Annotated in this window: 17 protein-coding genes; 5 read left to right on the top strand and 12 right to left on the bottom strand. The window is 55.1% G+C overall.

Annotation, left to right across the window (positions count from 1 at the left end; genetic code table 11):
* Positions 1 to 19 precede the first annotated feature (19 nt).
* Together psaC and H6G52_RS09410 are read right to left on the bottom strand one after the other, a co-directional pair.
* On the bottom strand, positions 20 to 265 hold the full coding sequence (psaC, locus tag H6G52_RS09415; RefSeq protein WP_190354628.1) for a photosystem I iron-sulfur center protein PsaC: 246 nt from the start codon (positions 263 to 265) through the stop codon (positions 20 to 22).
* Positions 266 to 489: 224 nt separating this feature from the next.
* Entirely contained in the window at positions 490 to 1473 is a 984-nt protein-coding gene (locus H6G52_RS09410; protein WP_190527924.1) for a CoB--CoM heterodisulfide reductase iron-sulfur subunit B family protein, read from the bottom strand.
* Between the two features lie 684 nt (positions 1474 to 2157).
* Between H6G52_RS09410 and acpP the strand changes: the two genes are divergently transcribed.
* Both acpP and fabF read left to right on the top strand, forming a co-directional pair.
* Positions 2158 to 2400: an acyl carrier protein gene (gene acpP / locus H6G52_RS09405; protein ID WP_099532356.1), complete on the top strand. Its 243-nt coding sequence runs from the start codon at positions 2158 to 2160 to the stop codon at positions 2398 to 2400.
* Between the two features lie 77 nt (positions 2401 to 2477).
* Positions 2478 to 3788: a beta-ketoacyl-ACP synthase II gene (fabF, locus tag H6G52_RS09400; RefSeq protein WP_099532332.1), complete on the top strand. Its 1311-nt coding sequence runs from the start codon at positions 2478 to 2480 to the stop codon at positions 3786 to 3788.
* Between the two features lie 186 nt (positions 3789 to 3974).
* Here fabF and trmB read toward each other — a convergent pair whose 3' ends face one another.
* The 6 genes from trmB to urtA all read right to left on the bottom strand — a co-directional run bounded on the left by trmB (position 3975) and on the right by urtA (position 10305).
* Positions 3975 to 4610, bottom strand: coding sequence for a tRNA (guanosine(46)-N7)-methyltransferase TrmB (gene trmB / locus H6G52_RS09395; RefSeq protein ID WP_190354683.1), 636 nt, complete (start codon positions 4608 to 4610; stop codon positions 3975 to 3977).
* 176 nt (positions 4611 to 4786) lie between these two features.
* Complete coding sequence (gene urtE / locus H6G52_RS09390) at positions 4787 to 5503, bottom strand: urea ABC transporter ATP-binding subunit UrtE (protein WP_190354631.1); 717 nt, start codon at positions 5501 to 5503, stop codon at positions 4787 to 4789.
* A gap of 55 nt (positions 5504 to 5558) precedes the next feature.
* Positions 5559 to 6338 carry an urea ABC transporter ATP-binding protein UrtD gene (gene urtD / locus H6G52_RS09385; protein WP_099532335.1) on the bottom strand — a complete coding sequence of 260 codons (780 nt, stop codon included), beginning with the start codon at positions 6336 to 6338 and terminating at the stop codon, positions 5559 to 5561.
* Complete coding sequence (urtC, locus tag H6G52_RS09380) at positions 6335 to 7504, bottom strand: urea ABC transporter permease subunit UrtC (RefSeq protein WP_099532336.1); 1170 nt, start codon at positions 7502 to 7504, stop codon at positions 6335 to 6337. Before urtC ends, urtD begins: the two co-directional genes overlap by 4 nt.
* 159 nt (positions 7505 to 7663) lie before the next feature.
* A complete protein-coding gene (locus H6G52_RS09375; protein WP_099532337.1) occupies positions 7664 to 8812 on the bottom strand; it encodes a branched-chain amino acid ABC transporter permease in 1149 nt (382 codons plus the stop codon).
* A gap of 170 nt (positions 8813 to 8982) precedes the next feature.
* Positions 8983 to 10305, bottom strand: a complete 1323-nt coding sequence (gene urtA, locus H6G52_RS09370; RefSeq protein WP_099532338.1) for an urea ABC transporter substrate-binding protein — start codon at positions 10303 to 10305, stop codon at positions 8983 to 8985.
* 396 nt (positions 10306 to 10701) lie between these two features.
* Here urtA and H6G52_RS09365 point away from each other — a divergent pair, with 396 nt between their 5' ends.
* On the top strand, positions 10702 to 12288 hold the full coding sequence (locus H6G52_RS09365) for an iron uptake porin (protein ID WP_190527922.1): 1587 nt from the start codon (positions 10702 to 10704) through the stop codon (positions 12286 to 12288).
* A gap of 227 nt (positions 12289 to 12515) precedes the next feature.
* On the opposite strand, the gene H6G52_RS09360 is transcribed toward H6G52_RS09365, so the two are convergent.
* A complete protein-coding gene (locus H6G52_RS09360; protein WP_190354634.1) occupies positions 12516 to 13010 on the bottom strand; it encodes a DUF4168 domain-containing protein in 495 nt (164 codons plus the stop codon).
* An 86-nt stretch (positions 13011 to 13096) separates the two neighbouring features.
* Positions 13097 to 13669: a pentapeptide repeat-containing protein gene (locus H6G52_RS09355; RefSeq protein WP_190354635.1), complete on the bottom strand. Its 573-nt coding sequence runs from the start codon at positions 13667 to 13669 to the stop codon at positions 13097 to 13099.
* A gap of 936 nt (positions 13670 to 14605) precedes the next feature.
* On the opposite strand from H6G52_RS09355, the gene H6G52_RS09350 reads away from it, so the two are divergent.
* Complete coding sequence (locus H6G52_RS09350; RefSeq protein ID WP_099532357.1) at positions 14606 to 16129, top strand: SagB/ThcOx family dehydrogenase; 1524 nt, start codon at positions 14606 to 14608, stop codon at positions 16127 to 16129.
* Positions 16130 to 16142: 13 nt separating this feature from the next.
* Here the strand turns inward: H6G52_RS09350 and H6G52_RS09345 are convergent, their stop codons facing one another.
* Positions 16143 to 18140 (bottom strand): ATP-binding protein, encoded by a 1998-nt coding sequence (locus H6G52_RS09345; protein WP_370567690.1) that lies wholly within the window; start codon positions 18138 to 18140, stop codon positions 16143 to 16145.
* A gap of 308 nt (positions 18141 to 18448) precedes the next feature.
* Positions 18449 to 18679 carry a hypothetical protein gene (locus H6G52_RS09340; RefSeq protein WP_099532358.1) on the bottom strand — a complete coding sequence of 77 codons (231 nt, stop codon included), beginning with the start codon at positions 18677 to 18679 and terminating at the stop codon, positions 18449 to 18451.
* Positions 18680 to 19269: 590 nt separating this feature from the next.
* On the opposite strand from H6G52_RS09340, the gene hemE reads away from it, so the two are divergent.
* On the top strand, positions 19270 to 20334 hold the full coding sequence (hemE, locus tag H6G52_RS09335) for a uroporphyrinogen decarboxylase (RefSeq protein ID WP_099532343.1): 1065 nt from the start codon (positions 19270 to 19272) through the stop codon (positions 20332 to 20334).
* Positions 20335 to 20452 lie beyond the last annotated feature (118 nt).

The raw sequence follows: 20452 nt of genomic DNA, 5'->3' as shown, positions 1-20452 counted from the left end.
CAACATCAAAAGCCGTGGCTTAGTAACCCAAGCCCATGCTGCGGGTGGTTTCGCCGCCCAGATAAACACGGATGCTCAAGAAGTCGGTGGGGCAAGCGGTTTCGCAACGCTTGCAACCCACGCAATCCTCGGTGCGGGGCGAGGAAGCAATCTGAGCGGCCTTGCAGCCATCCCAGGGAACCATCTCCAGCACGTCGGTGGGGCAAGCGCGCACGCATTGGGTGCAGCCAATGCAGGTGTCGTAAATTTTTACCGAATGAGACATTGAAGCAATACTCCCTTCGATTCCTTGGTTTGAAGTAAACGGCGATCGTGCCGAGAATCCGTTGAAATCACCGTTCAGTGTATCTTGCGAGTTTTGGTGGCTTCCTTGAAGGTTGCAAAAATTTAAAGTTGGTAAACCAAGCTTGACGGCGGGGGCCAGTCATTGTGGGTCGTTTGGGGGCCGATTCCCGCCGGGGTCGATCGCCCGTCGCCGGGGGCTGATGCCTAAGCCAGACCCAGCTTTTGGAGCACTGGGCGCGTGGAAACAATGTGGCGATCGAGGCCCAAATCGCGCGGGGCCAGGCCCAATGCTAGGCCAATCAGTTGCGGCAGATGCAGCACCGGGATGTTGAGCGATCGCCCGGTCACTTTTGCCACTTCCGGTTGTCGGGAATCGAGGTTGAGATGACAAAGGGGACAGGGCGTGACCAGGCAGTCGGCCCCCGCTGCGATCGCCTCTGCAAGGTGGGTTCCCGCCAACTGGAAGGAGGCCTCAGTGGCATAGCTGGCCAGGGGCCAACCGCAGCATTGGGTGCGCCCACGGTAGTCGATCGCCCCAGCGCCCAAGGCCGCAAAAATTTGCTCCATCGATCGGGGGTTGTCGGCGTTGTCGTAACGATTGAACGACTGGGCCCGCAGTAAATAGCAACCATAAAAGGCGGCGCAGTTGAGGCCGGCCAGTTGGCGAGTCACCCGCTGGGCGATCGCTTCAATGCCATAGTCGGCCACCAGGGCCCAGAGCAAATGCTTCACCTCCGTGGAACCCCGATAGGGCAAGCAACCCTGATCCGACAGCAGGCCATTAACCTGTTGAAAATAGTCCGGTTGTCGATCGCGGGCGGTTTTGAGTCGCTCATCCACATGGCCAATCACCCCTTGGCAGGTGCTGCAATGGGTCAGCATCGGTAAATCCAAGGCCTCGGCCAGGGCAATGTTGCGAGCATTGACCGTATCTTCAAGCAGTTGGGATTCTTCCTTGAACGTGCCTGACCCACAACAGGCGGCCGCCGTCAATTCCACCAGTTCAATGCCTAAAACACGGGCGATCGCGGTGGTGGATTGGTGCAACTCGCCACAGGCCCCCTTGGCCACACAGCCCGGGTAGTAGGCATATTTCAGCTTGCCCGATCGACCCTGTAGCGGCTGGCGATCGGGAAAAGAACCGGTCGATCGCGATGTCGTCGGTGTTCCACTTTGGGCAACAACCATCGTTAAATTACTCCCAAGGGTTAATCAAACGCCCATTCACTTCATTGCCAATCACGTCATTGCCGATCGTGGCCACTGCCGAATCATGAGCCATCGATTACGTGACAACACATGACAACCGAATCGTGGCAGCCGAATCGTGGCAACTCAGTCATGGCGCTGTCATGGCGTTGATGGTTCTGAGTTTAAAGGGCGCGACTGGGGTTTAGGGCAAATCTTTTGGATTCTGTTCCATTCTGAGCCAGTTGCTTGGTTTCAGTATCTGTGCCTTGATCCCACCCCAGAATTTCTGCCCCGCCAAGTCAACCCAAACCGCCCACCGCTTCGCATTGGGCTGCGGGGAGCAATCGCCCGTAGAATCTCACCCGCAACGGCCGCTTTCCGATAAGATGAAGGAATGCTTAGATGCGCCCTCATCGGTGACCCGTCTCGATGCCCCTTGGTCGCGGCCTGGTTATCGTCATCTTCGAGCCAGCCGACTGCCTCGCTGCGGTCTATTCAGACGCAAGCCGACTGAGCCGGATGCAAGGCCCGCCCGCTCACCTTCTCGATCGCAGCATTTTCAGAGTTTTCAACGGCTCAGATCTGTTGTCGGATCGATCATTGCACCCCCGTTGTGCGACGATAACCCTCACCCCGTCAGACTAGAACCTGGGCGGCTTGGGGGGCTGTCCAATAGGAGTCATCATGTCAGCTCTAATTTTCGAAAAAGTTAAAAAAATCGTAGCCGATCAGCTCAGCGTTGAGGATGAAAAGGTCGTACCGGAAGCTAGCTTTAGCAACGACCTGGGTGCAGACTCCCTGGACACCGTTGAGTTAGTCATGGCCCTCGAAGAAGAATTTGATATCGAAATTCCTGACGAAGCGGCTGAGAAAATCACCACCGTGCAAGAAGCGGTTGACTATATCCTCGCTCAACAATCTTAGTTATTGCAGCCCGATCGCCCACTGACGGCTCGTAGACCTCTCGTGCTGGGTTTGCAGACCTCCAGACTGTTATCACCATGACCAGTTCCAACCGCGTTGACACCCCTGTGGCAAGCGCTGCCGGTGCGGCCCCCGCTGACGAACCCCGTCGGCGCGTTGTCGTCACCGGTCTGGGCGCAATTACCCCCATTGGCAACACCCTCAGTGAATATTGGGATGGGCTAATGGCGGGGCGTAACGGCATTGGGCCGGTTACGCTGTTTGATGCCTCACGCCACGACTGCCGAATTGCCGGCGAACTGAAGGACTTTGATCCGCTGCAATACATCGATCGCAAAGATGCCAAGCGGATGGATCGGTTCACGCAAATCGCGGTTTGTGCCAGTAAGCAAGCCGTTGCAGATGCCCAGTTCGTGATCAACGACCTGAACGCTGAGCAGGTTGGGGTGTTAATCGGAACCGGCATTGGGGGACTGAAGGTTCTCGAAGACCAGGTGGAAGTGCTACTCCATCGTGGGCCCGATCGATGCAGCCCCTTCATGATTCCCACCATGATTGCCAATATGGCCGCTGGTCTGACGGCAATCCAACTGGGGGCCAAGGGGCCAAACTCTTGCACGGTGACAGCTTGCGCGGCGGGATCCAACTCGATCGGGGATGCGTTCCGGCTCGTGCAGCGAGGCTATGCCCAGGCGATCGTGTGCGGCGGCTCAGAAGCAGCCATCACACCGCTGGGGATGGCCGGCTTCGCAGCCATGAAGGCCATGTCCACCCGCAACGATGATCCCACCCGCGCCAGCCGTCCCTTTGACCAAGGACGCGACGGCTTCGTCATGGGCGAAGGAGCCGGGATTCTGTTGCTTGAAGAACTGGATCACGCCCTCAGCCGGGGAGCCAAAATTTACGCGGAAATCATCGGCTACGGGATGACCTGCGATGCATACCACATGACGGCTCCAGTTCCCGGCGGGGAAGGCGCAGCCCGAGCCATTCGCTTGGCCATGAAGGATGCAGGCATCACTCCCAACCAAGTGAACTACATCAACGCCCACGGAACCAGCACCCCCGCCAACGATTCCACGGAAACAGCGGCCATCAAAGCAGCTTTGGGTGAAGACGTGGCTTCCAAGGTGGCCATTAGCTCTACCAAGTCCATGACTGGCCACCTCCTGGGTGGCTCCGGTGGAATTGAAGCAGTGGCGACGGTTATGGCGATCGTCCATAACAAGGTTCCGCCAACCATTAACCTGGATGATCCTGACCCCGCTTGCGATTTGGACTATGTGCCCAATCAAGCAAGGGAAATGCCGGTGGAAGTGGCCCTGTCAAATTCCTTTGGCTTTGGTGGTCACAACGTGACGCTCGCCTTCCGTAAATATCGCGGCTAGGATTTTTCCCAGCATCGCGATCGACTGGAATGCAAGGGAGTTCAAACGCAGGTTGGCGCTGAATTCGGTGCAATCCGTAGGGGTAGGTTCTAGGAACCTGCCCCTATTGATTAGGTAGAATCAATTCAGTGAAATTAATTCGGTGAAATTAATTCGATCGATTCGGTGAATTACTAGATTTCGCCATCAAATGCGATCGAACAAGGCCCGATAAACCGGTAAGCCTTGATCCAAAACCGATTTTTCCCGTTCGGTGGGAATCGGTAACGGATTTTGCGTCAACCAAGGAAGGGAATGGGTGAGCCGAAAAGCCGCATGTTCACAGAAGCGATCGCGCATTTCAATCGCCACGTCTTCGATGTCTGATTGCACAAAAACCTGTGCCCCCAAGGGTAAAAACTCCGCCAAATCCTTGACCAGGCTGGGTTGCACGACCCGGCGCTTTTGGTGGCGTTTTTTGAACCAAGGATCGGGAAATTGAATCGTTACCCGCTGCACAATTCCTGGGGGCAAGGATGCCAACAGAGGACGGATTGAGCGATTGGCATTACAAGGCAAATACCGCACATTTTCGAGGCCGCGTTCTTCGGCCCAGCGGTTGGCTTGATGCACTAAGGGTTCGCGAATTTCGAGGCCCAAAAAGTTCCAGGTTGGCTCTTGGGCCCCCATGGCTAAGATGAAATGCCCCTTCGCACAGCCAATGTCGAGATGAAGGGGCCGATCGAGTTGGCGAAACAGTTGCGACCAATTGGGGGGTTCGATCGCCCGATCATAATGGCGACTGAGGGGATTGACATGCTCACGAACACGCACCAAGGCCACGGGAGGTTTCCTCAACTCAAAACCTCCCGATCCTACCGCTTCAATTGAATGCGATCGCGATCGGGAGCAAGATTTTGGAAAGTTGAGGGAAGTCCCCGCAATAAAAACGCGATGCGAGCGCAATGGGAACGCAATGGGACTGGCGAAACCCGACGTTCACGCCCTACACCAATTCCCTAAACCGCCAGGAATTGTTGGATGGTTTCGTTGCTGAGTTCGCTCGTGTCACCGGAGGCCACCATTGAACCTTTTTGCATGGCGTAGTAGTGATTAGCCTTGCGCACAAAGTGCAAGTGCTGTTCCACTAGCAACACCGCAATGCCGGTCGATCGAATGATATGTTGCACCGCTTCTTCAATCTGCAACACGATCGAAGGTTGAATCCCTTCCGTGGGTTCATCCAGCACCAAAAGTTTCGGTTTGCCCATCAAAGCCCGCCCGATCGCCAGTTGCTGTTGTTGACCGCCGGACAGGTCGCCCCCCATCCGATTCAGCATGGTTTTCAACACCGGAAATAAATCAAAAATTTCTTCAGGAATCGTTAAGTCTTTGGCATTTGCTCCGGCGCGATCGGTTCCTCGGCAAGCTTCCAAACCCAACAGCAGGTTTTCCCGCACCGTCAGCCGGGGAATGATATCGCGACCTTGGGGCACATAGCCAATGCCCAACTTTGCTCGGCGATCGGGAGACAAATGGGCGATCGGAGAATCAGCCAGGGCGATCGCGCCGCTCCGAGGCGGCAGCAGTCCCACAATGGTTTTCAGAAGCGTCGTTTTTCCCACCCCATTCCGACCAATTAAGCAAGTCATTTCCCCTTCGCGAACGGTCATATCCACATCGCGCAGAATATGACTTTCACCGTAATAAACATTCAAGCCCGAAACCTTCAACATCCCCAGTCCTCCATCTCAATTACTTGGGTCTTTTCTAGGGGCAATTGCCAGATCCCTAGTCCTCGTCTTCTTTGCCCAAATAGACTTCAATCACCCGTTCATCGCTTTGAACTTCATCCATCGTGCCTTCAAACAGCAATGATCCCTCATGTAAGACCGTCACTGTACGGGCAATTTGCCGCACAAATTCCATATCATGCTCAATCACAATGATTGAATGAACTTCCGCCAAAGAAATCAATAATTCTCCCAGTTGGTAGGTTTCTTCGTCGGTTAAACCGGCCGCCGGTTCATCTACCAACAAAAGATCGGGCGATTGAGCAACCAACATGCCAATTTCTAGCCGTTGTTTTTCCCCATGGGAGAGCAGGGCCGCCGGTAATTGGGCTTTGCTGGTGAGTCCTAGGGTTTCCAAGAGCTGGGCAACGGACTGCCGTTCCGATCGCAAAGGTTTCCGAAACAAACTATGGAGCACGCCTTTTTGGGGATTGCCCGACAGTTCCAAATTTTGGGCCACGGTCAAATTTTGATAGACCCGAGGCGTTTGGAATTTGCGACCAATACCCAAGCGCGCAATTTCATATTCACTGCGCCCTTTGAGACTGCGGCCCTTAAACAACACATCTCCTTGGGTGGGCTTGACCTTGCCCGTGATTGTGTCCAAAAACGTGGTTTTTCCTGCACCGTTGGGCCCAATCACCACCCGCAATTCGCCGGGGGCCATGCTGAAAGTTAGGTTATTCAGGGCCTTGAATCCATCAAAGTTGACGGTCAGGTTTTGAATGGCGAGGATTGGCTGAGCCGCCGCCGTCGGCAGATCCAAAGAATGGGTCATGATTTATCCTGCAATTCTTCGCGCTCAAATTGAACTTCGGGATCGGTTTCCAAGCTGGGATAGGTGGCAACCGGCTGGGGCGATCGACCGATCAGTCGATTGATTAAATCCATGCCAGAGGTCTTGAGCCAACCAACAATGCCGTCGGGCAACACCATCACCACCAGTAGGAACAAGCCCCCTTGGAAAAAGAGCCAAATTGCTGAGAATTGTTCACTCAAAAGGCTTTTGGCAAAGTTCACCAACACCGCTCCCACAATTGCGCCCAGGAGCGTGGCACGCCCGCCGACGGCCACCCAAATCACCATCTCGATCGAGAAGGGAATATCCATGGTTTTGGGCGACACAATTCCCGATTGCAGGGTAAATAATGCCCCTGCCAACCCCGCCAGGGCCGCAGAAACCGCAAACACCACCACCTTAAAACCCGTGGGGTTGTAGCCAGAAAAACGCACCCGAGGTTCATCGTCCCGAATGGCGATCAGGAGTCGCCCAAAGCGGCCAGAAATGAGCCAACGACAAACCAAATAGGCAACCACCAATCCACCGACTGTGATGAAATAGATGATTTTTTGGGTTCCTGGGGATGAAATATCAAAGCCCAGAAATTGCCCAAAATTGGTTAGCCCATTGGTACCGTTAATTAACTTTTGCTGACCATTGAAAAAGTTGAAGAAAACAATGGTCGCCGCCTGGGTCAGAATGGAAAAATAAACGCCTCGAATTCGGTTCCGAAACACCAAATAGCCCAGAATACTGGCGGCAACCATGGGAACGGCAACCATGCCAACCAAGGTTACCGGAAAGTTATAGAACGGTTGCCAAAACCAAGGCAGTTCCGTCACCCCATACAGGGACATAAACTCCGGCAATTTCACCGTGGCATCGGGCGGAATTTGTACTAGCTTCAGGTGCATGGCCAAGGCATAGCCACCCAGGGTAAAAAACACCCCATGCCCCAAGCTCAACAGACCCGTATAGCCCCAGATCAGATCAATACCCAAGGCCACGATCGCCAGGGACAGATAGCGGCCCAGAAGGTTCAGGCGAAAATCCGACAGCAACAGTGGGATCAAAAGCGCCACAATGAGGAGAACAATGGCTGCCCAATCCTCCGAACTGAGGGGAATTGATCGCTGTTTTCGGGTTGAAGGTAAAGATCCCATACTCACATCCCGCAATGAGGATTGTCGTTAGCAATTGCTGCAATTCTCGAATTGGAATTTGAGAATCGAAACTGAAGAACCGAAACTAAAGAATCAAAGCTGGCAAAACGCACAATCTGGAGAAATGGATAAGCCGCAAAACATTTCCCAGATTGCTGTTTAGGACTCGACCGTCCGTCCCTTTTGGGGGAAAAGACCGCCTGGACGCACTTGCAAAAAGACGATGATGGCGGCAAAGACCATCACCTTAGCCATACTGGCGGTGGCAAAGAAGTTGAAGAACTCCGCAAGGGGTGGAATCTTCTCAAACACAGCGGCCAGGGTTCCGGAACCAATCAGGAAACTCGCAGTACCAATGGCCAACGCGGCGACGATCGAGCCAACCAGTTTGCCAACACCGCCCACCACCACCACCATGAAGGTATCAACGATGTAGTTTTGGCCGGTGTTGGGCCCCACGGAACCCAACAGGGCGATCGCGCTGCCCGCAATTCCCGCCAGCCCGGAACCGAGGGCAAAGGTCAAGGAATCGACGGTGTTGGTGGCAATGCCCAAGCAGGCACTCATGCTGCGATTTTGGGTAACGGCACGGATGCGCAGGCCCCAGAGCGATCGATTCAGGAACCAATACAGGCCAAAGAGGCAAAGAATCGTTAGGGCAATGATGAACAATCGGGTGGAAGGTAATTGCGAATCCCCGATCGGAATCCCGCCCCGCAACCACCGGGGAGCCGTCACGTCCACGTTTTGGGCCCCGAACCAGGGCTTGGTGACCGTTAACTTAAATTGTTGAGCTAACAGGCTGCCCACGGCGATCGAAATCCCCGCTGAAACCGGCAACAAAATGCTCAGGGCCTGGGTTTTGATGGCCACCCAATTGGCGCGTTTACCCAACAGCCCCCAAGCCCCAAAAAAGAGTGCACAAAACAGCACCAGCCCGATCGCCATCACCCAATTAATGCTGCGCACAAACTGCTGCAACATCAGGCTCACCCCCCAGGTGGCCAACAGGGTTTCCAGAGGGCGACCGTAGAGAAACCGCACCACCCCCCGTTCCAAAATTACCCCCGCGATCGCTGTCACAATAAAAGCAGCAATCAGCGCTGGGAAGATATAAATTTCAAACGCCCCCTCTCCGAAGGATTTGAACAGATTCTGAACCAAAAATGTTGTGTAGGCTCCGAGCATCATCAGCTCGCCGTGGGCCATATTAATCACACCCATTAGCCCAAACACAATCGCCAGGCCTAATGCTGCAATGAGCAACACGGAGCCAATGCTAATTCCGCTAAAAATGGCATCAAGCATCTCAAGAACTGGGTTGAGTGTGCGGGTGAAATAAACCTCATTACCATGGTCTTTCAACAACAAAGGGGCAGTGACGACTTGGCCGACTGCCCCTTGGCTGCTGTAGAACCGATGCCTATGCAGTGGCTATTGCCCGCCAAGCATCATCAGGGTTACAAAGATCAAATGGCTTAGATCTTGTACTTGCCGCCCTTCTTCGGATCCGACCAGTCGCAAGCGAAGCCCTTGGTTTCAGCCACAAATTGGTTCCAGGGCACTGGCTCGATCGCCTTATCCGTTGAAAACACGACCTTGAATTGACCGCTCTTTTCAATTTCGCCAATCCGCACCACCTTCGACAGGTGATGGTTAGCGTTCATGGTCACCATGCCTTCTGGGGCATCGAAGGTTTGACCATAGGCAGCCGCCCGCACTTTTTCCAGGTCATCGGCGGTCTTCGCCTTTTCGACGGCTTGCTTCCACAGATAAACGGCAATGTAGGCCGCTTCCATGGGGTCATTCGTAACGCGATCGGGGCCATATTTAGCCTTGAATGCGTCCACGAACTTCTTGTTCGCCGGAGAATCCACCGACATGAAATAGTTCCAGGCGGCGTAGTGGCCTTCTAGGTATTCCACCCCGATCGCTTTCACTTCTTCTTCCGCAATACTCACGGACATCGAAGGATATTTGTCAGGGCCCAAACCAGCCCCTTGCAACTGCTTGAAGAATGCAACATTGCTGTCACCATTCAAGGAGTTGAAGATTACGCCACCGTTGGGCAGAGCGCTGCGAATTTTGGTGATGATGGGCGTAACTTCCGTGCCGCCCAGGGGAATGTAATCCTCACCAACAACTTTGCCACCCAGCTTTTCCACTTGGGCTTTGATGATCGTGTTGGCAGTTCTCGGGAAAACGTAGTCAGAACCGACCAGGAAGAATTCTTTACCTTTGTTTTTGAACAGCCACTCAACGGCCGGTTCAATCTGTTGGTTCGGCGCAGCGCCCGTGTAGAAGATGTTTTGGGAACATTCCTGCCCCTCATACTGCACGGGATACCAAAGCATGTGCTTCTTCTCCTCGAAGACCGGCAGCACTGCCTTGCGGCTGGCAGAAGTCCAGCAACCAAAAATGGTGACCACCTTGTCTTGGTCAATCAGCTTCTTCGCCTTTTCTGCGAAGGTGGGCCAATCAGAGGCTCCATCTTCCACAACCGGCTCGATTTGCTTGCCCAGGACACCGCCGGCCTTGTTGATCTCTTCGATCGCCAGCAGTTCAGCATCAATCACGCTCTTTTCACTGATCGCCATCGTGCCGCTCTGGGAATGCAGAACGCCGACTTTGATCGTGTCACCACTAGCAGCGGGAGATCCGGCGGGGCTAGCCCCGGGGCTAGGGCTGCCCGGCGATGGAGCGCTTTCCGGGGCTTGGCCACAGGCCTTGAGTAAAACACTGGCACTCAGGGCAGCGGAGCCGTAAAACAGAAATTTACGGCGATTAAATTGACCGGACATTGTATTGTTTTACACTCCTCAGCTTTGCGTAAAAATCAGTTACAAACCCCGCTTATTGCCTGGATAAAGGACTCAAAAAAGCCCTGGCTTGTCCCGATTTTAGCGTCATCCTAGGGCGCTGAAATATAGGTCGTTGTATCTGAGGATACAGAAAAAATTTTTCCTGCTTTTCTGAAAGTCCTGAGGGGGGCGAGTTTCAACGGGGGCCATCATCACAGACCCTAATTGTCGCTATTCGATAACTTGGATATTGTGCTGTTTTGAAAAAAACGTTATAACCGATACTTAACCAAATCCTCACTGATTATTTACTATCAGGATCAGCTTGTTCGCCGTTGTTTACAAGGGTGATGAGCTGAGTGAGGATTTACTAAAGTTTTGGTGTGAGGATAGATCGTGTTGAAAAGTCGCTATGGAATCCTGATGGCCGCCTTGGCCATTTCGGGTGGGGCAATGTTGGGCACGGCCGATCGCGCGGCTGCTGAAAGTCCGGTTGGGGTAAACGCCTCCACGGAAGCGACGCTACTCGGGTCGATCGACTCGGAAATGGCGCTGGATCAAGTCACTTCCGTTTCGCAACTGTCGGATGTACAGCCCACCGATTGGGCATTCCAGGCATTGCAGTCCCTGGTGGAGCGCTACGGCTGTATTGCGGGTTATCCCGATGGCACGTTCAAGGGCAACCGCCCCCTCAGCCGCTACGAGTTCGCCGCTGGTTTGAATGCTTGCCTCGATCGGATCAATGACCTGATCAAGGCCGCCACCGACCCGCTGGCCACCAAGGAAGATTTGCGGAAGCTGCAAAAGCTGCAAGAAGAATTTGCCGCTGAGTTGGCAGCCCTGCGCGGCCGGGTTGATTCCCTGGAAGCACGCACCTCGGAACTGGAAGCCAACCAGTTTTCAACCACCACCAAGCTGTCCGGTCAGGTGATCTTCGGAATGCAGGGTGGCACGCTCACGGGCGACGACAGCGACGATAGCGGCGCAGAAAACGTCACCTTCAGCCAACGGACGCGGTTGCTGTTGGTCACGAGCTTCACCGGCAAGGACAAGCTGTTCACCCGTTTGGAATCCAACAGCGTTCGTAGCCCGCTGAACGATGTGACGGGGCTAACCAACCTCAGCTATGGCAACGGTTCCGATACGAACTTCCGCCTGACCTTCTTGGCCTATGAGTTCCCCCTGAGCGATCGCGCCACGGCGATCGTGGGTCAAGATTTGATCCTGGAAGATGCCCACCCGGTGCATAACCCGATCTACGGCAACGGGAACGGCGCAATCACCAGCTTTGCTGACCTGAACCCGATCTTCCGTCAGCCCAGCTACGGCGGTGCCGGGATTCGTTGGAACCCCAGCGACAACTTCACGGTGGCCGCACTCTACTCGGCCGGCAACTCCGCCAGCCCCGATGAGGGTCGCGGTTTGTTTGACGGTAGCTACAGCGCCAGCGTCAGCTTGAACTACACCAGCTCAGACGATCGCTTCTCGGCCGGTCTGCTTTACGCCCACTCCTACTACTCTCGGGTCGATCGCCCCTTCAACGTCCTGGGCGGCTCGGGCACGAAGAACACCTTCAACTTGTTCAAGGGTGACTCCTTCGACAGCGACAACATTGGCTTCCAAACCCAATACCGCTTCTCGGAGCACTTCGGAATGCATGGCTTCTTTGGCTACACCTGGGCTGACAGCCTGAACAACGATGATGCAAATGCTGACATCCTGACCTGGGGTGTGGGCTTCACCTTCCCCGACCTGGGCAAGGAAGGCAGCATGGGCGCACTGACGGTGGGTCAACCGCCGACGGTGGTGAATGCCGACGGCGTTGATGAAGACGACAACACGCCGATTCTGGTGGAAGCCATGTACAAGTTCGCCCTCAACGACAACATCTACCTGACTCCGGGTGTGGTGGCTGTGTTTGATGCCAACGACAACGGTGATACGGCTGTGATGGGCGTACTGCGCACCGAGTTCAAGTTCTAGAACTGGCCTCGTTGCCGCCACTGCCAGGCCTGCCGATGGCGTGATCAGGTGTGGTTGCAATCCGGACAGGCCGGGAAGTTCAAGGCAATCGGTCTCTATGGATGGGTTGCCTTGATGCCAAATCTCAACTAAAAGCGTTTTCTCAATCCGATACCAAATTGAGCACCCCGCGATCACTAACGCCGGGGTGCTTTTTGCTGTGTCAGGATGTCTTTTGTTGCGAACAGTTAGGGCTGCGACGGAGCCTGTAGCTTCACCAACTCCTCTTGAATCCGTTGGCGCAGGGCAGGATCGATCGCGTGGGTTTGAGTCATTTGATTAAACTGGGCGATCGAGAGGCCCGTTCCCTCAATGATGCCCTTGGTTTGATTGCAGAAAGAAACGGCAATTTCCCGCGCCTCCCGTGACAGCGACTTCACCGTATCGCCCTGAGAGCAAATCACCACTGGTAAGGGCCGATCGCCCATGACGGTTTTCAGTTGGCTGGCCGCGGCCTGGCGCACCGGCTCGATCGCCAACACCGCATCGGCATATTGGGCGATCGCCGCAGTTCCCGATGACTGGGTTTGGGCCTGCGCTTGCCAAGCCCCGAACATCCCCAAGCCCAATACCCCCAAAGACAGCCAGCCCCCAGAACGCAATCCCAGCTTTCGGGGCGATCGACCTTCTTTCGGGATCACCGTTGCTTGTTCATCAATGCGATTGCGCTGTTCTTGTGCCATAGCCCCATCCACTCTTTCCGAGCATCAACCGCCATTGTAGGGTCGAGTTGAATTTCCCCGTCAATCCGGAGCGCTGTCTAATCTGACTAATCCAAAGACTGCTGACCGGTTGGCGATTGGTGCTCATTTTCCATGGCCCGGTAACCATCGGGGAGCAGGGTTGTGTGGTCATAAAAGGCTTGGGAGAGATCCGGATCCTTCGCCCGAAACAGATTAGCCCGCTGGAGCTTGGCCCCTTCCAAATGCGCTGACTTCAGGTTGGCACTGGTCAAATCGGCCCCTCGCAAATCCGCCTCCCGCAGATCTGCACTATATAGATCGGCCCCACAGAGATTGGCATGACGCAAATCAGCCGATCGCAGGTTGGCATAGCGAAAGTTGCTGCGCACACATTGGGACTCCTGCAAGTTCGCGCCCGCCAAGTTGGCCTGATAGAGCTGAGCATTTCCCAACTCCATTCGTTGTCCCTGAACTTTCGCCAGTTGCGCTTGGCTCAAGTTGGCATAGGGCAGGTAGGCCATGACCAAACAGCTCTGTTGCAGATCAATGTCTGGTAACGAGGCTTCAAACAGATCCACTCCCTGAAGATCACTTTTTTGAAAATTGCGTTGACCTTGCTGATATGCAGATTGGAGTTCTGCTGCGGTCAGTTTTTGCATACCATCGACGACGATACAACAGGCTCCCGAGCGACGGCGGGAGCGACGGTGACAGGTCAGTTTCTGCTCAATTTCTGCCCAAAGTGGTGGCGGGAGCTTATTCTACTGCCGGGGTAAACCCTTGGGGTGATTACTGACTGGGCAAATTTTGGGCTGCATTCCTAAACCATCGACGAAAGCTTAATTAACTAATATTGGCTGGATATTGGCTGGATATTGGCTGACTGTAGGTCTCAGGAAGAAGTCAGAATTTTTCTAAAATTCAACCGTTTTCTATCAGAATTTTTCGGATATTTTTGCAGACCTAAGATTTTTTTTAGATTCATTTTCTGGGGTTACTGTCTTTCCAGTCCATAATCAGGTATCAATTTTGTCAGTTTGTGAATTTGCTTCTCCAGCAATCCCAGCGGCGATCGGGAGGTTGCATTAGAAAATAATCGAGAAAATTATAAACCAGGAAAACACATTTAAAATTGCCAAAAAATAATTAATCTTACAGATATCATGATCCCTCGATCGCTTTGAAGACTCCTAGGCTTCTTGGGAGATCCGCGCTCCAGTAGTGGTGCAAATTGCGAACTAGGGCCATCGGCCAAGGCCACATTCCCAAGGACAGGAGCGTCTGCATGGGCTGGCGATGGAAGTGGGATCAGCAGCCAATTCAGCATTGAATAGAGGGCAAATTTATTAATCAAAAATAATTATCATTTGATTTAAAAAAGTCATCATTAAGCCATTTTCAAAAATTCTCCCAGGCGGCCACACCATTAACTCGGAATGGGGAGATGTACCTCACGGCGCTGATGGTTGATCTTGCTCCCGTGGTGGGACGATCGGGGGTGTAATTGGGCGATGATGTTTACCGCGAGTGGATTGATTTGTCCCCGTTGTTGTTGGATATTGATTGCGCGATCGTTCCTCGTTCAATTGGAAGCCATGCCCGAGGTAGAGTTGTCTATCGCTCAGTACTATCATGAGCGCACTAAGTATGATCCTGAAACGATCGAGCGTCAATCTCGACCGCTGAATTGGGACGATCGCCCGGAACTATACAAGGACTATCGATTTGGCACAGTGCTGGATCTCAAGCCCAGCGCGATCGATGTTTTAGACAGCCCGATCGCGACCTGGTGGCGGCGACTGTCCAAGTTGCTCTATTGCGCCTATGGGATCACGGCTCGGCTGCCGCAAATGGGCGTGGCGCTCCGTTCGGCTCCTTCGGCGGGGGGGCTGTATCCGGCGGAAGTTTATCTGTTGTCGCCGGGCAACGGCCCCTTGGCGGCGGGGCTATATCACTACCAAGTGAAAACCCATGGTTTGGTTCAGGTATGGGATAGCGCCCTTTGGCCCGATCTGCAAGCGGCCTGCTTTCAGCACCCTGCTTTAACCGACGCTTCCTTGGCCTTGGTCACCACGGCGGTTTTTCAGCGCTCGGCCTGGCGTTATGGCGATCGAGCCTATCGCCGCATCTGTCTGGATACGGGGCATCTGTTGGCCAATGCCACGCTTGCCAGCTCTCTGGTGGACTATCAGGCCACGCTGATCGGTGGTTTTGATGATGAGCAACTGGAACGGCTGCTGTTTCTGGAACCCGAGCAAGAGGGCGTGACGGCGGTGGTGGCCCTCACCGAAGGAACCGGGCCCGATCGCCCGCACCTGTCCGCCCCCAGCGCCCTGCCCTCCCGGGCCGATCGCGCCTATCCTGATTTGCCCGATGGTCAACTACTACGCTACCTACACCAGGCCACGCGAATCACGTCCCAATCCGCCGCGATCGATCCGAGCTTGCTCACCCAGGACAACCGTTTGGTCGCCGCCGACAAGTACAATCTGCCCTTTGGTCTCAAAGCCCCGATCGCCGCGCCACCCATCCATTGGGGTCAGCAGCTTCAGGAGTTGGAGCGCACCATCTTGCACCGTCGCTCAACCCGGGCCTACAGCGGTGACAGCCTCAGCCTCAGTGACCTATCCAGCATCTTGACCTTCGCCTACCATCCCCGCGATTACGCCGATCAGGGTCTCGATCCTGACCCGGACTATTTCGACCCCTATTTGATCAACAGCTTCGTGGCGGTGTCCGATGTGGAGGGTCTCGAAGCCGGTTGCTACTACTACGCTCCCCAGGCCAACGAGTTACGGCAAATTCGCTTCAAAAATTTCCGAGAAGAGTTGCACTTCCTCTGCTTGGGCCAGGAACTGGGGCGAGATGCGGCGGCGGTAGTGTTCCAAACGGCAGACCTAGACGCGGCGATCGAGCGCTATGGCGATCGCGCCTATCGCTACTTACATCTAGACAGCGGCCACCTGGGCCAGCGGCTGAACTTGGCGGCCATCCGCCTAGGGTTAGGGGCCAGCGGCATCGCCGGATTCTTTGACAACCAAGTGAACGAGGTGTTGGGCATTCCCCCGGCCGAAGCGGTTTTGTATATCACCACCCTCGGTCGGATCCGTCGTCGCTAGCGGGCGATCGCCCCTAGGTCTCCACCAGTCGCATCACCGGCTCCTGATACAGGGGAACCGTGAAGGTCACCGTGGAACCCAGCCCTTCGCCCAGGCTGTAGAAGTTCATATCGCCCCCCATCGCCTCCACCAGCCGCCGGGAAATCACCAGTCCTAACCCCGTGCCCCCATAGCGTCGGGTGCGGGCCCCATCCACCTGGCTGAAGGATTGGAACAGCCGGTCTTGTTTATCCAGCGAGACCCCAATGCCCGTGTCGGCCACCCGAATTCGCACCAATCCCGGTAGCTCGCGATTCTGCACCACCACCGGTTGCCAAATCAGGTCAGCACTGACGGTGATGCCGCCTTCGTGGGTGAACTTAATGGCGTTGCCAATCAGATTCAGCAACACCTGAAGCAACCGTTGATCGTCCCCATACATCAACACATCGTCATGGGTATCCGGGAGCTGCAAGTCATAGCGCAAGCCCTTTTGCTGAATTTGGGCCAAGGTGAAATCCGAAGCATGGCGACAGAGTTCCCGCAGGTTCACCGGCACCAGGTGCAATTCCAAGCGATCGGCCTCAATGCGGGCAATGTCCAAAATGTCGTTCAGGATATTCAGCAGGTGAACGGCGCTGTTGTAGGCCTCCTGCAAAAAGTCCTGCTGCTCTTCGGGATCATCCACCATCCCATCCAAAATCAGCTTCAGAAAGCCAATCACCCCGTTCAGGGGCGTGCGAATTTCGTGGGATGTGTTGGCCAAGAATTCACTCTTGAGCCGCGAGACCTCCTCCGCCTGTTCGCGGGCTTCCTCTAATTCCTGCTGTTTTTGAATCAGGTGAATGTTTTTCTCTTGCAGCTCGTGGGTCAGGGCTTGGCTTTCCGCAAAGAGGGTGGCATGGGCGATCGCCGTGCCCACTTGGTCGGCCAACTCTCGCATCAGTTCCGCTTCGGCCGTCGTCCAGTGGCGGGTGCGATCGTACTGATAGAGCGCAATCAGTCCGTTCACCTTGCCCTGGTGACGAGCCGCCACAATAATTGCCGACTGATTCCCGAAGGGATCTTGGTTTAGCCGATCCATCACCACGGGTTCCAGGCTAATCAGCGCCTCCCCCATCGGTGTGTCATGGGCCACGGAGAGATCAGCGCCCAGCATGGGATGGGGACTGGGGCTGCGGGTATGTTCCGCCACGACTCGCACCACCCCCTCCTGGGGGCCCGGGTAGGCACAAACAACGGCCCGACAAACACTGAGGGCTTGGACGAGGCCACAAACCGTTTGTTGCCAAATGGTGTCGAGATCGAGCGTTTTGCGAATGTTGCGCGCAATCTTGGTCAAGAGAATTTGATAGAGAGCCGAACTGAGGGGCAGGGTGCGCCGAATGCTGGTGGCAATTTTGCTCAGGAGCTTTTGATGAGCATCCAGGGCAGAAGGGAGATTCGCCGGAGTCATTGGCTCGTGCGATCGCGTTGAAATCGATCGCCCCATGACCAACACCCGATCGGCTCGCCCATCGTCCCCCAGCATCGGACTGAGCACTAAATCAAAAGTACGCGACTGATTCGCCCAGGCCAGGCGACAAGTTAAACGTTCTGGAGCACCCTGCAAGATGACCCGGTTCAAAATCTCAAAATACTCAGGCAGGCTGATTGGCCCAAAGAGGGGTTCTTCGGGCGGAGCCGCGCAAATGAGTTGGGAATCGAGGCCCACGGCGGCGGCTTCTCGCCAGTGGAAAGCTCGATAGTGACCCTCGTTGTCTTGGATGTAGGCCAACTCGGCCCCCAAGTGCTGAAGCGCGAGGGGTTCATCAATGGTCATGCCCGATCGCCCTGGCTTCGCGATTGCTTCCGGCAGGCTGGATGCAGGCGCACCAGATTCGGGCGCAACCCCTCCCGACGGCACAGAATCAGATGGCACAGAACCGGACACGACGGATCCTGGTGCGACGGATCCCGAGGCGATCGCCCCCGGCGCAATCGATCCCGGTGCGATCGATTCTGAGGGAACGCTAACCGGAGATGAACCCACACCAAGAGACCCAAGCGGCGCTGGATATGTCGTCAGATCCCGATGATCACCAGGGCGATGCGGGAGGACAGTCGGATCCATGGCGGAGTTGTCCGGGGAGGTCAACGTAGATGGCGAAAAATCCGAAGACGAAGGGGATCCAGACATTACGCGCTCGCTTACAGGGCCATAACCGCTCAATAACCTCAGTGGTAACATCTCTGAGCTTCAATCCTGAGGCCCAGTTCACCACAATTTCCGCGATTCAACACAACTGGCAACGCAATCTAAGAACACAAGCTCAGGGAACAGAAGCTAAGACCGATCGGCTAATCGTTCCATTCGCCACGGGGCGGCACAACGGGATTGCGCGGCAACAACCGCGAGAGGTCATCCTCGCGGGCTGGGCCACCCCGCAACCATTGGCGCACGGCGGCTTCGATAATTTTGCTTGGGTCGTCGGTCAGGTGATTGACTCGATCGAGCAAGTCCGGATCGAGACGAATCGAAAGCTCAACTTTTTCGCGTTCCGGGCGGGGGCTGGCGGCGCGATCGCCCATGGTGGAGGGTTCCATGTGTTTGGGGGGGGTTAGATAAGGCTAACGGTCAGACTCGGCATGGAGGGGGAATTGCCAGCAGCATAGCGGATTGATTACCCGCCGTCCTAGCATTTTTGAGCGCTGGATTTTCTCAGCGCTAGATTTTCCGGCTTTGTGGCAGATGCACCTGTGCCTTTGCCCCATTGCCCACGGTTCATCTAATTGTCCGGATTAAGAATCCTCCCAGAAGGGATCGCCATCCATGCAGATAGCTCAATGAGTTTTATCTTTATTTTACCTGGTTGAGATTTGACCGGGGCGGATGTAGTTTGGCTAGGTTATTGGCACAATTGCGAGAGTCGCTTGAGTGGCGCATGATTCTTGGAGCAATCCGATTCGAGTGGTCTCGAAATTTGGGTCCCGGAATTTTTCCTGGCTCAAATCTCCATCCCATGACTGCTTAAATCTCCGTCCCATGACTGCCTAAATTGCGGCCCGAAAATCGTTGCAAACCGTTACGAAGCAAGAGAGTCGCCCTTGCTCGCACGGGTGGTAAGCTGTCAAAGCACTCGATTTAACAAACCGGTTTTTGTAAGAAGGAAGCGGCGACGATGACCAGCGCAAACGATACGCCTTATTTGTTGCGAGCGCTGCGGGGCGAAGAACTGCCTCGCCCGCCCGTGTGGATGATGCGCCAAGCAGGGCGTTACATGAAGGTTTATCGGGATTTGCGCGAAAAATATCCGTCCTTCCGCGATCGCTCGGAAATTGCTGACTTGGCGATCGAAATTTCCCTGCAACCCTTCCGCGCCTTCCAACCCGATGGCGTGATCATGTTTTCGGACATTCTCACGCCCCTGACCGGGATCGGCATCCCCTTCGACATCATCGAAAGCCGCGGCCCCGTGATTGAGTCGCCAATTCGGACAATGGAGCAAGTCCAGGCCCTGACTCGTCTGGATCCCGATGCGGCCATGCCCTACATCCGCACCATCTTGACCACCCTTCGCCAAGAAGTGGGCAACAAGGCGGCCGTATTGGGCTTTGTGGGCGCGCCCTGGACATTGGCGGCCTACGCGATCGAAGGCAAAAGCTCCAAGGAATATGCCGTGATTAAGCGGATGGCCTTCTCGGAGCCAGCCGTGCTGCACGCTTTCCTCGAAAAGCTGTCGGACATGGTGGCAGATTACATGTGTCACCAAATCGATTGCGGCGCACAAATGGTGCAAATGTTCGACTCCTGGGCGGGTCAACTGTCGCCCCAGGATTACGACACCTTTGCCCTGCCCTACCAACAACGGGCCTTCAAGAAGGTGCGCGATCGCTACCCCGATGTGCCCCTGGTGCTCTACATCAGCGGCAGCGCCGGCATTCTGGAACGGATGGGCCAATCGGGCGCAAATGTGGTCAGCGTTGATTGGACGGTGGATATGGCCGATGCGCGTCGTCGCCTGGGCCCAGACATCATGGTGCAGGGCAACATCGATCCCGGCGTGCTGTTCGGCTCCAAGGCATTCATTCGCGATCGGATCATCGACACGATCAACAAGGCCGGCCGCAAGGGTCACGTCCTGAACCTGGGCCATGGCATTCTGTCCACTACCCCGGAAGAAAATGCCGCCTTCTTCTTTGAAACGGCGAAGAACGCTGACAAGCTGTTGGTGGGCGCGCGATAAGACATTCGGCCCTTCGTGCGGCGCAGCTTCAGTGCGTCGATAAAGAGCATCAAAAGCGAGGGCGATCGGGAATCGATCGCCCTCGCTTTTTACGGCCGCGACGAACTGGAACCAGCAC

Source organism: Limnothrix sp. FACHB-881 (genome assembly GCF_014698135.1).
GTDB lineage: Bacteria > Cyanobacteriota > Cyanobacteriia > CACIAM-69d > CACIAM-69d > CACIAM-69d.
Note: the sequence above shows the minus strand (reverse complement) of the source record. Positions and strands in the feature narration are given on the sequence as shown.

Excerpts from the sequence above, each read along its gene's own strand:
- psaC (WP_190354628.1), bottom strand. The coding sequence starts at position 265 with ATGTCTCATTCGGTAAAAATTTACGACACCTGCATTGGCTGCACCCAA.
- H6G52_RS09410 (WP_190527924.1), bottom strand. The coding sequence starts at position 1,473 with ATGGTTGTTGCCCAAAGTGGAACACCGACGACATCGCGATCGACCGGT.
- fabF (WP_099532332.1), top strand. The coding sequence starts at position 2,478 with ATGACCAGTTCCAACCGCGTTGACACCCCTGTGGCAAGCGCTGCCGGT.
- urtE (WP_190354631.1), bottom strand. The coding sequence starts at position 5,503 with ATGTTGAAGGTTTCGGGCTTGAATGTTTATTACGGTGAAAGTCATATT.
- urtD (WP_099532335.1), bottom strand. The coding sequence starts at position 6,338 with ATGACCCATTCTTTGGATCTGCCGACGGCGGCGGCTCAGCCAATCCTC.
- urtC (WP_099532336.1), bottom strand. The coding sequence starts at position 7,504 with ATGGGATCTTTACCTTCAACCCGAAAACAGCGATCAATTCCCCTCAGT.
- H6G52_RS09375 (WP_099532337.1), bottom strand. The coding sequence starts at position 8,812 with ATGCTTGATGCCATTTTTAGCGGAATTAGCATTGGCTCCGTGTTGCTC.
- urtA (WP_099532338.1), bottom strand. The coding sequence starts at position 10,305 with ATGTCCGGTCAATTTAATCGCCGTAAATTTCTGTTTTACGGCTCCGCT.
- H6G52_RS09360 (WP_190354634.1), bottom strand. The coding sequence starts at position 13,010 with ATGGCACAAGAACAGCGCAATCGCATTGATGAACAAGCAACGGTGATC.
- H6G52_RS09355 (WP_190354635.1), bottom strand. The coding sequence starts at position 13,669 with ATGCAAAAACTGACCGCAGCAGAACTCCAATCTGCATATCAGCAAGGT.
- H6G52_RS09350 (WP_099532357.1), top strand. The coding sequence starts at position 14,606 with ATGCCCGAGGTAGAGTTGTCTATCGCTCAGTACTATCATGAGCGCACT.
- H6G52_RS09340 (WP_099532358.1), bottom strand. The coding sequence starts at position 18,679 with ATGGGCGATCGCGCCGCCAGCCCCCGCCCGGAACGCGAAAAAGTTGAG.
- hemE (WP_099532343.1), top strand. The coding sequence starts at position 19,270 with ATGACCAGCGCAAACGATACGCCTTATTTGTTGCGAGCGCTGCGGGGC.